General features: G+C 43.9%; 12 protein-coding genes. 11 read left to right on the forward strand and 1 reads right to left on the reverse strand.

Features of this window, described 5'->3' with window-relative positions; all coding sequences use genetic code 11:
- Positions 1–146: 146 nt before the first annotated feature.
- Positions 147–1544 (forward strand): MATE family efflux transporter, encoded by a 1398-nt coding sequence (locus NSS82_RS08335; RefSeq protein WP_036675823.1) that lies wholly within the window; start codon positions 147–149, stop codon positions 1542–1544.
- 322 nt (positions 1545–1866) lie between these two features.
- On the forward strand, positions 1867–2673 hold the full coding sequence (locus NSS82_RS08340) for an AAA family ATPase (RefSeq protein ID WP_178944339.1): 807 nt from the start codon (positions 1867–1869) through the stop codon (positions 2671–2673).
- 104 nt (positions 2674–2777) lie between these two features.
- Here NSS82_RS08340 and NSS82_RS08345 read toward each other — a convergent pair whose 3' ends face one another.
- The gene (locus tag NSS82_RS08345) at positions 2778–3815 is read right to left on the reverse strand and encodes a LacI family DNA-binding transcriptional regulator (RefSeq protein ID WP_036675820.1); all 1038 of its coding nucleotides are present in this window, start codon (positions 3813–3815) and stop codon (positions 2778–2780) included.
- Between the two features lie 465 nt (positions 3816–4280).
- Between NSS82_RS08345 and NSS82_RS08350 the strand changes: the two genes are divergently transcribed.
- From NSS82_RS08350 to NSS82_RS08390, 9 genes are all read left to right on the forward strand, one after another.
- Positions 4281–5201 (forward strand): ABC transporter permease, encoded by a 921-nt coding sequence (locus NSS82_RS08350; RefSeq protein ID WP_051490892.1) that lies wholly within the window; start codon positions 4281–4283, stop codon positions 5199–5201.
- Positions 5202–5218: 17 nt separating this feature from the next.
- Positions 5219–6100, forward strand: a complete 882-nt coding sequence (locus tag NSS82_RS08355) for a carbohydrate ABC transporter permease (protein WP_036675818.1) — start codon at positions 5219–5221, stop codon at positions 6098–6100.
- 61 nt (positions 6101–6161) lie between these two features.
- Positions 6162–7775, forward strand: a complete 1614-nt coding sequence (locus NSS82_RS08360; RefSeq protein WP_076104753.1) for an ABC transporter substrate-binding protein — start codon at positions 6162–6164, stop codon at positions 7773–7775.
- 57 nt (positions 7776–7832) lie between these two features.
- Positions 7833–9314, forward strand: a complete 1482-nt coding sequence (locus tag NSS82_RS08365; protein ID WP_076273948.1) for a glycoside hydrolase family 32 protein — start codon at positions 7833–7835, stop codon at positions 9312–9314.
- 21 nt (positions 9315–9335) lie between these two features.
- Complete coding sequence (locus NSS82_RS08370) at positions 9336–10229, forward strand: ROK family protein (RefSeq protein WP_076273947.1); 894 nt, start codon at positions 9336–9338, stop codon at positions 10227–10229.
- Positions 10230–10315: 86 nt separating this feature from the next.
- The gene (locus NSS82_RS08375; protein ID WP_340960543.1) at positions 10316–14119 is read left to right on the forward strand and encodes a GH32 C-terminal domain-containing protein; all 3804 of its coding nucleotides are present in this window, start codon (positions 10316–10318) and stop codon (positions 14117–14119) included.
- Positions 14120–14428: 309 nt separating this feature from the next.
- Positions 14429–15418 (forward strand): LacI family DNA-binding transcriptional regulator, encoded by a 990-nt coding sequence (locus NSS82_RS08380; RefSeq protein ID WP_244886434.1) that lies wholly within the window; start codon positions 14429–14431, stop codon positions 15416–15418.
- 21 nt (positions 15419–15439) lie between these two features.
- Positions 15440–16420 carry an N-acetylglucosamine kinase gene (locus NSS82_RS08385; RefSeq protein WP_036675810.1) on the forward strand — a complete coding sequence of 327 codons (981 nt, stop codon included), beginning with the start codon at positions 15440–15442 and terminating at the stop codon, positions 16418–16420.
- 43 nt (positions 16421–16463) lie between these two features.
- Positions 16464–17762, forward strand: a complete 1299-nt coding sequence (locus tag NSS82_RS08390; RefSeq protein ID WP_076104749.1) for a 6-phospho-beta-glucosidase — start codon at positions 16464–16466, stop codon at positions 17760–17762.
- Positions 17763–17765: the final 3 nt, after the last annotated feature.

Here is a 17765-nt window from a genome sequence, read left to right on the forward strand (position 1 = left end):
TAAAATCCTTTATGAGATAGAAACAATCCCTTTTGCGGTAGTTGCTAGCCATCCTGTCTTATAGACTTGTTAATGTAAGGAGTCCCGTAAATCTTTGAACGAGGACTTCGCATATTCAGTCAAAAGAAGGAGAGAAAATCCACATTATGAACACTGTAACACAAATAAACAACAGCAAAGACAAGCAGACGCATTTTATTCTCAACGGTAATCTATGGAATATTATGGTCCAGTTATCATGGCCCGCTATCATCGCAATGGTTCTCTATGGCTTAAATGCGGTTATTGCCGCTGTATTTGTGGGAAGGTTTGTCGGAGAGGAAGCACTGGCTGGGGTTTCGGTAGCTTATCCTTTAACCCAGATCAGCTTGGGACTGGGCTCCTTGATCGGGGTGGGTGCCGGTTCTGCTTTAAGTTTAGCCCTCGGCAGGCAGGACAAAGAAATGCAGAAACGTTTGATGGGGAATGTTAATTATCTGTCCATCCTTGTAACGCTTGTCTATATGGTGTTAGGTTTACTTTTCTCCACACAGCTGGTGCGAATTATGGGAGGAGAAGGGGAAACTCTGGCTCTTGGAGACAGCTATTTTAGAATTACGGTGATCGGTTCATTTTTCTGGATTTATGGACTGGCTGCCAACATGATTGTGCGTGCCGAAGGGAAAATGAAATCGGCAGCCGTGGTAATGGGCATTGGACTGGCAGTTGATGTATTGTCCAATTATATTCTGGTAGCCTGGCTGGATTTTGGAGTAGAGGGTGCTGCCTGGGCTACAAATATCGGGATGCTGGTCTACACCTTGCTGGGATGGATTTATTTTGGCAAAGGATTTGCCTCATTCCGAACGAATGTCTTCGCAATTTATCGGGATGCTGCCACAATCAAATCCATAGTTGGACTGGGAATGTCCTCTTTCATTATGAACTTTATGAATCTGGTACAGGCTGTTGTAGTATTTAATGCACTGTCGAGATACGGGACTACAGCAGATATTGCATTTTATGGTGTGGTTTTCCGTGTATTCACCTTCCTGTTGACGCCGATATTCGGATTAATGCGCGCCTTGCAGCCAGTCATCGGCATTAATTTTGGAGCAGAACAGTATGAGCGCGCCATCAAAGCCTATAAAATATTCACACTCGTCTCCATGCTGCTGACTTTGCCTTTCTGGATAATTTCCATGATCTCGCCGGCTTCCATTCTGGGACTAATGCTGCCGGATCAAATCTTTAAAACCAGCGAAATGTTATATTTCCGGTTGAACATGGCGGTTCTGCCGTTATTGTCGCTCATTTTTATGGCCATGACCTTTTTCCCTGCGATTAATAAAGGGAAGCCGGCGGCCGTTATCGGCATCACCAGACAACTTGTTTTTTATGTGCCAGTGATGCTTGTTTTGCCAAGATGGTTAGGCGTCTCCGGAGTATATTGGGGTTCGCTTGTGATTGATACTGTGGTTGTAGTGTGGACGGTAATCCTGGTAACTAAGGAATTCACCCGGCTCAGAGCTAAGTCCAAGCTAGCCAGGACTTACAATATGTGAAGGTAAGATGCTGGAACTTCTGCTTTGCCTGGATGGACAATTTAATAGATATACCCCAAAAGAGCCTTGGAACTATAAGGCTCTTTTTTGTGCTACTGGTTGACATTATAAACAAAAAGAAAGTATGATATTTTAAATCGTAATAATTACGAATAAATATAATTTGGAAGTTGAATTGATTTGTGGATAATGAATGGTCACAAGCCGGCTCTATCGTTCCTCACGAGGACTTCGAACGGCAATTAGCGCAGGTTGAACTGGATTCAGAAAGGATCTTTTGGATTTCTTGAAAATAACCATTTTAAAGGAGCTTTAATAAATAATGAACAAAAGCAGCAACAATCAACGTCTACCCAGAGCAAAAGGGATTGATATGGGTACCTATTATACACCCAAAGAATGTGCCAAAAAGGTTAGACATCTCGTCCTACCCGATATGAATCGAAAGATTGTCGAAGAATTCATTACGATCTTAGGTATGAGGGGAAGCTTTGAAGAACATCAAGTTCCCATTCCCAATAAAGTGGTTATGTATGGTCCACCGGGCACAGGGAAAACACTTACGGCATTTTATATGGCGCAAATGCTGGAGCTTCCACTTATCCTGGTTAGACTTGATGCAATTATTCACAGCCATTTGGGTGAGACTGGAAGTAATATCCGGAAAATATTTGAGTATGCCAAAGCATCTCCTTGTGTTCTTTTCCTGGATGAGTTTGATGCCATTGCAAGAACACGGGAGAGTAATGACGAGGTTAAAGAAATGGCCCGTGCGGTGAATACACTGCTGCAATGTCTCGATGATTTTGGTGACAATAGCATTTTTGTAGCAGCAACGAACCTAGAAAATGAACTGGATAGAGCTATTTGGAGAAGGTTTGATACAAAAATGATTTATGCTAACCCGGATGAATCAAGTAGGCGTCAATATGTTGAACTGTTAATTAATGACTTTGAAAGTGAAGCTGGGTTGATGGAGGAGGCATGCGAACGTCTTTCCGGTTGCAGTTTTGCTGATATTGAACAAATTGTCCTGAAAGCGAAACGTAAGGCGATCATAGAGCATTGTCTGCTAAAACGAGAGCATATTGTTCTATCCTATGAAGAATACAATCCTTCCATAAACTAATTGTGGGCGATTATATATACAGGATATTGTAATTGGAACAATTCAACGAAAAAAAAGAACCCCAGCGACGGAATTATTAATCGCTTGGGTTCTTTTTAAATTCATCAACTGATATTAGGTGTAGAGTCTCTTATGATGAGTTTGGTATAAATATGAGAAACCTGATAGGGTTGCTTCGGATCATGAATTCGGGAAAGTAGCATTTCGGCTGCTTTGACACCCATCTGATTACTATAAATATGAACAGTAGTGAGATGGGGTTCAACAATGTTTGATTCAGGACCATTATCAAAACCACAAATGACGATGTCATTAGGAATGGAAAGCATGTTTTTGAGTGACTTCATAAAGGTAACCGCAATATAATCGTTAGCACACACGAAAGCAGAAGGAAGCTCATTGATTTGACTCAGCCTAGTATCTGCCCACTCCGGATTCGAAAAAAATAGTCGATCGTCATCGAGAATACATTGTGAGAGATCAAGCTGGATGCCAGATTCTATCAATGCGCGATTAAAGCCCACCCATCTTTCATTAAAGCTCCTACAGTGATTATAGTCCCCGATGAACCCCAGTGATGTGTAACCGCCATCAATTAACTTTTTTGTAAGTTGATATGTGCTATGTTCGTTTTCCATGAGAAGTACATCCGCTTGGAATTCAGGGTAGCAGATATCTGCAGAACAGTCGATGAAAATAGTTGGAATGCCAAGACTTGTAATCAGCTTACTATATTCCGAATTGAACAACTCAATACAAATAATTCCGTCTACATTGGCGACATCAAAATTATTTGGAAGAGACAGGGACGCCTGATCAATGTCTCTTATAATGTGCATGGATAAATTATATCCTTCTGCACTGATTCGTTTCTCCATGCCACTGATCAGTTTCGATCCAAAGTGGGAAGTGTTAGGTAAGTTTTCTGTTAATAAAGCGATATTTCCAGAGTTTCTTGGTTGAACACTCTCGGTGTCCATAAAAGCAAATTGTTTATATTTTAACTCTATCGCTTTCTTTATAACCTTGTTTCTAGTTTCATCAGGTATACCATTCGTTCCATTTAAGGCTTTGGAAGCTGTATTTCTGGAGATTCCTAAAGCATCCGCGATGTCTTGTATGGTTACTTTTTCCCTGGCCATCTATGTAATTCACCTCTATATTCTTGTTCTTAACCTTCGCCACAAATAGTGTACTATTTGGCATGATTCCAACTCTCTTTAATGTATATTAGTTTACTCAAAATAGCAATATGATATTTACAAATGCACAATTTAGTTTACATTTTATCGGCGTATAAGTGTGCGAAAAAGGTATTATTCTTTTCATATTCATGAGAATATGTTGACTTTAAAGTATATAATCCTATTTAAATTGGCTGTATTTGTAATTATGTAAAATTATATGCATCATTTATGAACATAATGCTTTGTCATATGCACATAAATATTTTTACAAAATGTATTGACGAACGATTAAGTGTTTGGTAAATTGTAAAAGCAGCAGGACATAAGCCAATTGAAAGCCCTTACTGCATCAAGATATAAACATTGATAAGAACGGAGGTAAAGGCATTGCAAAACCTAATAGAAGCTGAACACAGAACAATGGTGACCAAACATAAGAGCTCCTTACTAGACTATCTAAAGAAGTACTACTTTCTTTATATTTTGCTCGCACCAGCTGTGATCCTGACCCTGATTTTTAAATACGGTCCTATGTATGGTGCGATTATCGCCTTTAAAGATTTCAGCCCAATCAAAGGGATTATGGGAAGTGAATGGGTAGGCTTGTACAACTTCGAGAAATTCCTGTCATCCCCCAACTTCGAAGTTATCTTTATGAATACGCTTAAATTAAGTTTCTTCGGATTAATTCTGAGTTTTCCAATTCCTATCCTGCTTGCGTTGATGTTAAATCAAATTCGCCGTGCAGGCGTCAAAAAGAACATTCAGTTGTTCTTGTATGCACCTAACTTTATTTCTGTTGTCGTTGTGGTCGGGATGTTGTTTATCTTCTTGTCCCCAACGGGACCGATTAACCAGTTTTTTACCTGGCTTACAGGTGAACCAATCATGTTCATGTCTCGTCCGGAGTACTTCCGTTCGATCTACATTCTGTCCGATATTTGGACCGGAGCCGGTTGGGCATCCATTATTTATGTAGCAGCGCTTGCTAATGTCGATCCTGAGTTACATAATGCAGCCAATCTTGACGGCGCTAATCTTCTACAAAGAATCCGCCATATCGATTTGCCAACCATTCGTCCAATTATGGCTATTGTATTTATCCTTGCAGCTGGTGGGATTATGTCCATTGGCTTCGAAAAAGCCTATCTCATGCAAACGGCGATGAACTTGCCAACCTCAGAAATCATTCCGACTTACGTTTATAAAATTGGTTTGCAGTCGGGCGATTATGCCTATTCAGCCGCAGTAGGATTGTTTAACTCTATCATCAACATCGTCCTGCTCATCACCGTTAACTTCACCGTGAAGAAACTGAATGAGGGCGAAGGTCTTTACTAAGAAAGGAGCAACAAGCTATGCCCATTAAACATTCCGGATTAGATCGCTTTATCGTCGTGCTTAACGCGATCTTCCTGACACTGGCCGTACTTATCATTGTACTTCCTTTGATTTATGTAGTGATTGCATCTTTTATGGATCCATCAGTTCTGCTCAGTAAAGGATTATCATTCAACCTTTCGGATTGGTCATTAGAAGGGTATATAAAAATTCTTTCTAATCCGGCCATGATCCGAGGTTTTGGAAACTCTGTTTTATACTCTGTTTCATTTGCTATGCTTACCGTTCTCGTCTCTATCTGTGCAGGGTACGCACTGTCTGATGACAGGCTCAAAGGAAAAGGATTCTTCATGACCTTGTTTATTATCACCATGTTCTTTGGGGGTGGGCTTATACCAACCTATCTGCTCGTTAAGAATCTTGGTCTGCTTGATACAGTCTGGGCGGTGATTATTCCAGGGGCAGTTAATGTATGGAACATCATTCTCTCTAGAACTTTCTTTAAAGGAGTACCGAATGAAATGAAGGAAGCCGCTAATGTAGACGGAGCTTCGGAGATGCGGATCTTCTTCAGTGTCGTATTACCGCTCTCCAAACCGATTGTTTTCGTGCTCGCTCTTTATGCCTTTGTGGGCCAATGGAATTCCTATTTTGACGCGATGATCTATTTAGATAATCCGAATCTTCATCCACTGCAGCTCGTGTTGCGTTCCATCTTGATCCAGAATCAGGTAGATCCGGGCATGATCAGCGATCAACTCGCCATGGCGGAAATGAAACGATTGTCTGAAATCATCAAGTACGCTGCCATCGTTGTTTCCAGTTTGCCACTTATTGTTATGTATCCGTTCTTCCAGAAGTACTTTGAAAAAGGTGTTATGGTCGGTTCCCTTAAGTAGGAAACAGGCTGCACATAGATAAAGATTAATTCATTCATATCTAATTTGGAGGTCATACCCTATGAAAAGAATTAAGAAATCAAGAGTATCAACGAAAGTAGCTTCTGCATCTGTACTTGCTTCGTTTATGTTCCTTACTGCATGCGGTGGCGGAGGAGGAGGGGGAAGTGCGGCTAGTAAAGAACAGGACGCCAGCGGTAAAGTAACTTTGAACTTTATTACGCAAAGCTCTCCACTTGCACCAGTTGATCCAAATGAAAAACTGATTAATAAGCGTCTTGAAGAAAAGACGAATGTTCATATTAATTGGAAGAATTTCACGAAAGACGTATTTGTTGAAAAAAGAAACTTGGCTGTGGCAAGCGGTGATCTTCCTGATGCGATTTTTAATGCGGACTATAGCGACTATGAGCTGCTCAAGCTTGCTAAAGACGGTGCCATTATTGCGCTGAATGATCTCATCGAGAACAATATGCCCAACTTCAAAAAGGTGCTGGAAGAAGCCCCGGAATACAAGAGTATGATTACGGCACCAGACGGTAATATTTATGCCTTTCCGTGGATCGAAGAGCTGGGCAATGGCAAGGAAAGAATCCAGGCGGTAGACAGTATGCCTTGGATCAATGTGGAATGGCTTGAGAAGCTGGGCCTTGATATGCCTACGACAACAGAAGAATTAAAAGAAGTATTAATTGCATTCAAGACAAAAGATCCAAATGGCAACGGTAAGGCTGACGAAATTCCTCTGTCCTTTATTAACAAGCCTGGAGCAGAAGATCTGGTTTTCCTATTTGCTTCGTTCGGATTGGGTGAGAACCCTGACCATGCGGTTGTGAGCAATGATGGAAAGGTAATATTTACGGCGTCACAAGATGACTACAAAGAAGCCGTTTCTTTTATTAACGAGCTGTATAAAGAAGGACTCATTGATATTGAAGCCTATACACAGGACTGGAGTACTTACCTTGCAAAAGGGAAGGATCAGAGATACGGACTTTACTTCTCATGGGATAAAGCCAACATCACTGGAGCAAATGATACTTACGAGGTTATGCCTCCGCTTGCTGGACCAGATGGTGAAGTTAACGTAACAAGAACGAACGCGCTTGGTTTGGGCAGAGGCAAGATGGTTGTTACTAGCGCCAATAAGAACTTAGAAACGACAGCGAAATGGGTTGATCAACTCTACGATCCGATTCAATCTGTACAGAACAACTGGGGAACGTATGGAGACGATAAACAGCAAAATATCTTCGAATTTGATAAAGAAAAAGAAATGCTGAAGCATTTGCCGCTGGAGGGTGCAGCTCCTGTAGAACTACGTGAGAAAACAAGTGTCGGTGGACCATTAGCTATCCTTGATTCCTATTATGGAAAATTCACAACCATGCCGGATGATGCCAAAGGCAGAATGGATATTATCAAGAACATCATGGCGCCAAAAATGAAAGCAGAAAACGTAATGCCGAGTGTATTCCACTCCATTCAAGAGCTTGATCGCCTAACGACAATTGAGACGGATCTTTTTGCCTACGTGCTTAGAATGCGTACTGAATGGTACCAAAACGGTAAAGTTGAAGCGCAGTGGGATGAATACCTGAAAGAATTGGACCGTCTGGGCTTGCAAGAATGGCTTGAAATTAAACAAGGCGGCTATGACAGAGCAAGCAAATAATAAACTATAAATAATATACGGTAAAGACCGTGTTCGGGAGTAAAGGAGAAAACAATAATGTCTACGATTGCGAAACAAAATTACCGCGGAGTGTATCATTTTTCGCCTAAGGAAAAGTGGATGAATGATCCAAACGGAATGGTTTATTTTGAGGATGAATATCATTTGTTTTTTCAGCACCATCCAGGTGGAATGACTATGGGCGCTATGCACTGGGGCCATGCGGTCAGCAAGGATCTTGTTACATGGGAGGAGCTGCCTATCGCTCTTGCTCCAGATGAATTAGGTATGATTTTTTCCGGCAGTGCCGTAGTCGACTGGAACAATACGACTGGATTTTTTGAAGATAAACCAGGTCTAGTAGCAATTTTTACACACCATTTGGATATGCCGGAAGGCAAGCCAGCCATTCAGCGTCAAAGCTTGGCCTATAGTAAAGATAACGGAAGAACCTGGACGAAATATGATGGGAATCCGGTACTTGAACATGATACATTCATTGATTTCCGTGACCCGAAAGTATTTTGGAATAAAGATACTAATAAATGGGTGATGATTGTAGCTTGTGGCCAAACGGTGTGTCTATATCATTCTTCTGATCTGATGAACTGGACATTTGCCAGTGAATTCGGAGAAGGAATCGGTTCTCATGACGGGGTATGGGAATGCCCGGACTTGTTCCCGCTGGCCATTGATGGCGATCCTTCGAACACGAAATGGGTGATGCTAGTGAGCATCGGTGCGGATCCCGCTTTTGTGGAAGGATCAAGAACACAGTATTTTACAGGGGATTTTGATGGAGAAGTGTTCACGCCAGATGAAGATTCGATAAAAGTTCGCTGGCTTGATTATGGAAGAGATAACTATGCAGGTGTAAGCTGGTCCGATATACCGGCTGAGGATGGAAGAAGACTATTTATCGGCTGGATGAGCAACTGGATGTATGCTAACAAGACGCCAGCAGAAGAATTCCGTGGTGCGATGACAATTGCAAGAGAACTTCAGCTCGAATCAAGACAAGGGGGAACTTTTCTTGTGCAGAAGCCGGTACAAGAGTTGGAATCAGCTCGTGTACAAGTCCTTTCTATAAAAAATGCAACGGTGCAAGAAATCAATACTCTTCTTAAAGAGATTCGCTTGGAATCTCATGAGATTATAGCTGAGTTCACTCGGGGTAAATCTGTAGGTTTCAAAGTAAGAATTGGTGCGGATGAACAAACAGTGATCGGTATCAACGGTGACACAGAGGAACTTTATGTAGACCGGAAGGCTTCGGGCCAGCATGATTTCCATGAACATTTCGTAGGACATCATTCAGCCAAACTCGCAGCGCTTGATGAGTCAAATGATCTCCGTATTTATGTGGATCGCTCTTCCGTTGAGGTGTTTAGTAATGGAGGTCAGGCAGTGATTACGGATCTTATATTCCCTGGACTAGAATCTAAAGGTATTGCTGTGTTTGCAGAAAATGAGAATGACTTGCTGATTTCCCTGGATATCTATGAGCTTACTCTCTCTGCTGAGCAAGACAAGAATTAGTCACCGAGAGGAGTCTTGTATATGCGTATAGGAGCGATAGAAGCTGGCGGGACGAAGTTTATATGTGGCATCGGGAATGAAAATGGGATCATTGAAGATCAGATCAGTTTCCCGACAGAACATCCTGAGTTGACGTTGCCCAAAGTTATTCAATATTTTCAAGACAAACCAGTAGAAGCTATCGGAATTGGATCGTTTGGTCCAATCGATATACGCCCAGATAGCCCGACGTATGGTTACGTTACAACAACACCAAAACCAGGTTGGGGAAATTACGATATGCTGGGCACTTTAAAAAGATACTTTTCGGTTCCCTTTGGCTGGGACACGGACGTCAATGCAGCGGCATTTGGTGAAGCCAAATGGGGCGCTGCCCAAGGGTTATCCAACTGTTTATACTATACAGTTGGCACGGGTGTTGGTGTGGGAGTGTATTCAGAAGGCAAACTTATTCATGGTCTTGTGCATCCTGAAGGGGGGCATGTTCTTACAAGACGCCATCCTGAAGATGAATTCCCAGGGGGATGTCCCTATCATGGGGACTGCCTAGAAGGGATGGCGGCAGGTCCTGCTATTGAAGCAAGGTGGGGGAAGAAGGGACATGAACTTCCTATAGATCACCTTGCATGGGAAATGGAAGCATTTTATATTGCGCAGTCGATTACCGGTGCTATATTGCTTAACTCTCCTCAGAAAATCATTCTGGGTGGTGGTGTTATGCAGCAATCACAATTGTTTCCACTTATTCGGCAGGCCGTGCTTCAGAACCTGAACGGTTATGTTAGCTCAAGTACTATTTTAGAACACATAGATGAGTATATCGTTCCACCAGGTCTAGGCCAACAGGCGGGATTATGTGGTGCTCTGGCTCTTGGACTCACAGCACTGGAAAGTCAGATTTCTGCTCAATTGTAAAAGAATATAGAGAGGAGGTCAGTGCAGTAATGAATTGGCCTCCTTCTTGTTTTTCAATATTAATGATAGAAAAGAGGCTGAAGAAGATGAGAAATAAAGGGAAATTAGTTTTGTCCTTTCTCATGGCAACAGGATTTGTTATGACTTCAGCAGGCATTTATGTAGCAAATCCCGGTACTGGGTGGGCTGCGCCCGCTGATCAGGAGGTAAGTAAACAAGCTAAGGAGGGGCTTTCTATTTTTGAAAGCGTAACCAAAACAAACACAAACTTGACAGGTTGGCAAATAAAAGGAAAAGGTAAGTTGGCGGATACTGTTGAAGGGATTTTACTGACTTCTGATCCACAAGAAAATGTAATGGCAATCTCCGAAACGGTATCAGAGGATTTTATCTATGAAGCTGATGTCATGATCAAGGATATGCAAGTGGACGCGACCTTATTGTTCCGTTCTAATGAAGATGGCTGGGGTTCCTACATGCTACAAATTGTTCCGAATGCAGGTATGATCCGCTTACGAGACGCAAGTGATGGTGAAGGGAAATTAAAAGAGGAGCGGAAGGTTACTGTTAAGGCAGGAGAGATCTATCATCTCAAGGTAAAAGCAGAGGGTTCATCACTGAAAGTATATTGGGACAACGAATATAAATCTGTGATTGAGGTTCAGGATCATGCGTATCGTACTGGTAAGCTAGGGCTCAATGTATGGAATGGTTCTGTTTTGTTCCAAAATATTATCGTAAGCGACCTGAAAGGAAATCTGGGTGCTGTGGTTACAAATAAAGGACAATGGCAGCCTAATATCAACGGCAAAAAAGGAATGGCAGTAAACCAGATGAAGTCACAGCAAATTTATAATAAACAAGCTGCTGATTTTGTATATGAAGGAAATATATCTCTTCGTCCTGATTCTGTTGCAGCGCTCGCATTTCGTTCATCGGCTGATGGAACAAAGGGATATGAAGCATCCCTGACAAAGGAAGGAAATCAGGTTCGTGTAAGTTTGACGAAAGCTAACGGAGCAACAATTGCAAGTTCACAGCAAACCTATCCAAGTCAGACCGGAGCAAAACATCATGTAGAGATAAAGGCGAAGGGAAACAGAATTCAGGTCTTCCTAGACGGATACACCCCGGCTGCGATCGATCTAACAGATAAAACCTATACCGATGGATATGCAGGAATCGTCGTTAAACAGGGAACGGCTTACTTCCAGGATACCTATGTGACGGATGCCAGCAGTTATTATAATGAAAAATATCGTCCTCAATACCACTATACGCCAATTCGTGGTTCTGCCAGTGATCCTAATGGACTTGTCTACTTCGATGGAGAATATCATCTATTCCATCAGGACGGAGGCACATGGGCACATTCTGTCAGTAAAGATATGCTGAACTGGAAGCGCCTTCCGATTGCGCTGCCGTGGAATGATCATGGGCATGTCTGGTCTGGATCAGCTGTGGCAGATTTGACGAATGCATCAGGTTTGTTCGGGGATTCAGGAGGCAAGGGGCTGATTGCCTACTACACTTCCTATAATCCCGATGGCCCGAATGGGAATCAGCGTATCGGTCTTGCATACAGCAAGGACCAAGGTCGTACTTGGGAATATTCCAAGACGCGTCCTATGGTTATCGGAAATCCAGGCGATAATGGAGGGGAGCCCGGAGGTTGGGATTTCCGTGATCCGAAAGTGATTCGTGATAACGACAATAACAGATGGGTAATGGTTGTATCCGGTGGAGATCATATTCGTTTCTTTACTTCAACAAATCTACTTGATTGGACCCTAACAGATAGCTGGGGATACGGGGAATATGTTCGCGGCGGTGTATGGGAATGTCCGGATTTGCTTCAGCTTTCGGTAGACGGAACATCACAGAAAAAATGGGTTCTGATGATTAGTACAGGAGCGAATTCAAAAACAGGCGGATCAGATGCTGAATATTTTGTGGGTCATTTAACAGCGGAAGGTAAATTCGTTAATGATAATCCGGCAGGGAAAGTTTTGCGAACAGATTTTGGAAAAGAATTCTACGCTTCAATGTCTTTTTCGAACATGCCAGATCATCGCAGCGTAATGATGGCGTGGATGACAAACTGGGACTATCCGTTTGCTTTTCCAACAACCCATTGGAAAGGCGTACTGTCAATCCCAAGAGAAGTCTCATTAGTAACGACAAAAGATGGGATTCAGCTCGCTCAAAGTCCGATCAAGGAGTTGGAATCGCTGCGTAATCAGCTGTATTCTACTGCTAACAAAGAGGTGAGTCCTTCTTCTCAGAATCTATTGAAAGGGGTTACCTCTGGTGCATACGAAATTGAAGCTGAAGTAGAAATTCCAGCAGGTAGTCAGGTTAGTGAGTTTGGCTTTAACGTTCGTGTAGGGGGAAGTCAGCAAACGGTTGTTGGATATAAACCTAGTGAGGGTCGGATTTTCGTGGATCGGTCTGCATCTGGTTTGACGGATTTTTCGAATCTATTTAGTACAAGACATGAAGCGGCAATGCAAACGGAGAACAAGCGAGTTAAGCTGCGTATCCTTGTAGATGAGTCTTCTGTTGAGGTTTTTGGCAACAACGGTAAAGTTGTTTTCTCTGACGTCATTTTTCCGGATCCAGCCAGCAGAGCTTTGAGTTTTTACACCAAAGGAGGCAACGTAAAAGTCGTATCTCTGAAGGTGAATCAGTTAGGCTCTGTATGGAATCAGGAGACGGGCTCAGCTACCAAGATAATGATGGATACAAGTGATCGCGAACTGAGCAAGGGGCAAAGCGACATACTTTTGGCGATGGTAGAGAATGGTACCGGTAATGGGGCACAGCCGCTTAAATGGAATTCCAGTAACAAGGATGTAGTTGAACTAAACGTGGTGGATAAATCCCAGGCAACCCTTGTAGCTAAAAAAGAAGGCGAGTCTATCATTACCGTCTCTACTCCAAATGGGAAGACATCAGCTAGCTTATTAGTTAAGGTATCTGGGGGTGAATTTCATACGAACTTAAGCGGGTGGACTAAAGATCTATCTGCAGCCTCCTGGGTCATTGGTGAAAATGGGATTCGTGGAAATTATTTGAGTGACGCGAATTATATCGCAGAGAAGCAGGCAGGAGATTTTACTTATGAAGCAGATATGATGTTAGGGAAATCCGGAGGAGCAGGCTCTATGTTGTTCCGTGCCAGCGAAGATGGACGCAGCGGATACTACTTAAATCTGGATCCGAATATGAAGTCCATCCGTCTGTTTTATAAAATCGACGGCCGTATTGAAGAGCGTCAGATTCTAGCAAAAGTTCCGACGTTCATTCAGCCGGGTCAAACCTACAAAGTGAAAATCGAAGCGAAGGGCCCGCATATCGTGGTTTATGTGGATGGGCAGAAAGTCATCGACCTCCAGGACGGCACATTTGCCGAAGGCCGCTTTGGACTACATGTATTTGGCGGAAATGCTTCATATCAAAACGTTAACGTGAGCGGAGAAACACCTGCCAATTTAACCACTTCCAGTCTAGTAAATGCAGAACTACAGAAATCCCTTTATACAGCAAATCTCGCAAATGGTGAAGCTGTTACACTGAAGGATGCAAATGATTCTACGGATCAGAAGTGGGTATTCGTGCCGACGGGGGACGATGCAGGTACTTATTCTATTCGTACAACAGCCGGTCAGGCGCTTGATCTAGACACAGGGCAAAATAAAATTCAGTTATACCCATATCTCGGATATAACAATCAGCGTTGGATTTTTCACAAGAATGATGATGGTACCGTAAGTATTATTTCTGCTCATCATAAGAAAGCGCTAGAAGTATCAGCGGATGGGACGACACTGTCTCTAAGCGAGCTTGATCCTACTCTTGATCGACAAAAATGGGTAATTACCAATTAACCTGAGGAAGATAGAAGCAAGGGAAGGGGGAATAGCGTGTCTAAAAAGCAACTTGTCTGCGGATGAGTTGCTTTTTGTTTTGGCTGCATTTTATGTATTGACGGATATTGGAAATGTAAGTAGAATGTAAATTAGTTAAAACCTTAAAACTTTTGTAAAGAATTTTGGTGTTCTTGATAAAGGCAAAGCTGACATTCAGTGTGCAATTTTCAATCAGAACATAGAAATATCACGAAAGGTAAGGTTTTTTTATTTACCTAAAAAGTTTAATCGTTTAAACTTTCGGGTGACGGAGGTATGGAAGCTAAGATGAATATACATGATGTAGCCAAAAAGTCGGGACTCTCTGTAGTGACCGTATCCAGGGTGCTTAACAATTTACCCTCTGTACGGGAAGCTAATAGACAGAAAGTGCTGAAAGCTATGGAGGAATTGAATTATCAGCCCAATTCAGCAGCGCGGAGTCTTGTGAGGGGCAAAACGGGAGTCATCGGGATGTCGATTACCAACTTTAACGACTCTTTCTATGACCGGGTTATTCGCGTGGTGAACCGGAAGCTGGCAGCGCAAGGGTATTTTTTAGCCCTATCGATCGCCGAGAATGAGGATGAGGGCGACAATTTCCTGTTTCAGAAGGATCGCGTTGACGGAATTATCCTGTTGTCCCCACTTGAAGAAAAGGCATATGTAGAGGAACTGAAAAGAAAAAACATTCCGTTTGTATTGCTGGATAACCAGTTTCAGCATGAGGATGTGCCTAGCGTCGTGGTCGATAACTATCAAGGCGGGTATGAGGCTACAAAGCACTTGATCGATCTTGGGCACACTCAAATTGCCTATATTGGCGGCCCTTCGGTATTTCTAAGTGTAGCGGAGCGAAAGCGAGGTTATGTCCAAGCGCTCGAGGATGCCGGGTTAACGCCATTCGGAACGGAATACTGCAGCTTTACAGTAAGCGGCGGCTATGAGGTGGCCAAGAGATGGATCCGCGAAGATAAGCTGCCGACAGCTTTTTTTTCGGGGGACGATTTTATTGCTCTTGGAATGGTTCAGGCTCTCCGGGAAGAGGGAATTCGAGTACCCCACGATATCTCAATTGTTGGATTTGATGATCAGCAGTTCGTAGGTGAATTTTACCCGCGGTTAACGACGGTCAGACAACCTGAGGCACAAATGGGCAATATAGGCGTTGATTTACTACTAAAAATGATCAATGGGGAGGTGATGCCGCCCGCTGTAACGAAGCTCGCTCCGCAGCTACTCATTCGTGAATCCACCGCATCTGTTAGATTACCTTGAATTTTAGGAGTGAAATCATCCGTGAAGTATTTTTTGGGAGTTGATGCAGGAGGCAGTAAAACCCACGCAATGATTGCAGATGAACAAGGGAAGGTCATCGGAGTTGGCAAGGGTGGGATCGGAAATCATCAAATAAATCGTGAGCAGGCGGTGAACAGTTTGCAGCAGGCCCTATCGGAAGCAATTATGGCGTCAGGGCTGACCAAGGATCAGCTGGATTACTCCTGGTTCGGCTTAGCGGGAGCGGACAGAGAGGCTGATTTCCGGATTTTGCGACCGATCATCAGCAGCTTTGATCTTCCCCAAACTGAGATTTCCTGCGATACATGGATAGCCTTGCGGTCAGGTACAGAGAAGAACTACGGGATCGTGCTGATTTGCGGATCGGGCGTGAACTGTAGTGGTAAAAATCCGTTGGGTGCTACATACCAATGTGGTGGATTCGGCTACCGGTTCGGGGATTATGGCGGTGGCTATGATTTAAGTATTGAGGTATTCCGTAGCGTCCTTCGGGCGGATGAGGGAAGAGAGAAGGAGACGGTCCTAACCGAACGCTTAACGCAATTGTTGGGCTATTCCAATGTGTCGGAATTAAGAGAGGATTACCTGGATCATTTCAGAGACCTGCCTCCCCATATTGCTGAACTATTATTTCAAGCGGCAGAGGAAGGGGACCAGGTTGCCACCGAGCTGCTGGTCAAGCAAGGGGATGAGCTGGGTTTGGCCGCGGTATCGGCCATCCGTCGCTTGGGCATGGAGGAGGACTTCTTCGACATCGTACTTGCAGGCAGCCTGCTGACAAAGGGAGACCGCTCAGGCATCATCCGGCGGGCCATTGAGAGAAGAGTGAAGTTGTCGGCTCCGAATGGCACTTTAAGGATTTTGACCCGGGAGCCGGTTGTAGGATCGGTCGTTCTGGCTATGGAAAGCAGCGGTATGCGTGTAGATCAGAAGGTTCTAGATAATCTATCACAGGGGAAAGTACCGAACACAATAGGCTAGTTTTTATAAGACCAAAATGAAAAAGATGAAGGAAGGGTCTATCATGGAGGAAACATTGAAGCTGGTTGTCATCGGAGCGGGATCATCGTATACGCCTGAGCTTATTGAAGGCATCATCCTGCATCACCAAGAGCTTCCCATCCGCGAAGTATGGCTGGTGGATATTGAGGTGGGAAGGGAGAAGCTGCATACGATTGCAGAACTGAGCAAACGCATGATCGCTGAGTCCGGACTGCCGATTACCGTGGTCCAGACGTTGGAACGCAGGGAAGCCATTGCCGGAGCGGACTTTGTATGCACGCAAATCCGGGTAGGCATGCTGGAAGCGCGCAAATGGGACGAATTAATTCCGCTTCAATACAATGTCATCGGCCAGGAGACGACAGGTCCCGGAGGGATGATGAAAGGCCTACGGACCATCCCGGTCATTCTGGATATTTGCAAAGACATTGAGGAGCTGGCTCCGGATGCCTGGTTGCTGAATTTTACGAATCCGGCTGGTATGGTGACTGAAGCTGTTCACAAATACTCATCGGTAAAAAGCGTAGGATTGTGCAACTCACCGATTGGTTTTCAAAAGTGGCTCTCCGAGTTCTTCGGACTTCCTATGGAGAAGATCTACGCGGAGTTTGTCGGCATCAACCATCTGCACTGGGTATCCGATATCGTGATTGACGGTAAAAGCAAGCTGCAGGAGCTCATTGATTACCCGCAGAGTTACAAGGCGAGCAATGTGCCGTTTGATTCCTGGGACTACCGGTTTCTGAATGCTTTGAAAGCGATTCCCTCTTATTACCTGAGCTATTACTATATGACGGACGCGATGCTTGCGGAACAGAAGGAAGCAGCAGCAACGACTGGATCGCGCGCTGAGGTAGTGAAGAAGGTGGAGGAAGAGCTGTTTGAACTGTACCGGAACGTAGAGCTGAAGGAAAAGCCCAAGCAGTTGGAACAGCGCGGCGGAGCCTACTACTCGGAGGCGGCAGTGCTGCTGATGCGCTCCATTTATAATGATTCCCGCGATATCCAGACGTTGAATGTAAGGAATAACGGAATGATTGACTTCTTGCCGGACGATGCCTCCATTGAGGTGAATTGTATGGTCACCAAGCAAGGTCCGCTGCCGATTCCGCTGCGCATAATTCCTCAGCCCGTAAAAGGCTTGCTGGCTGCAGTCAAACAATACGAGAGCCTCACCATCGAAGCGGCTGTGCATGGAGACCGGGATATAGCCCTGCAGGCTATGGTTCATCATCCGCTCGTGCCTTCGGTCACCGTAGCTGAACAACTGCTGGATGAAATGCTGGAGAAGAACAAATCGTTGTTGCCGTTGTTTCACTAGAAT

Source organism: Paenibacillus sp. FSL H7-0735, assembly GCF_038008505.1.
GTDB classification, from domain to species: domain Bacteria; phylum Bacillota; class Bacilli; order Paenibacillales; family Paenibacillaceae; genus Paenibacillus_AQ; species Paenibacillus_AQ odorifer.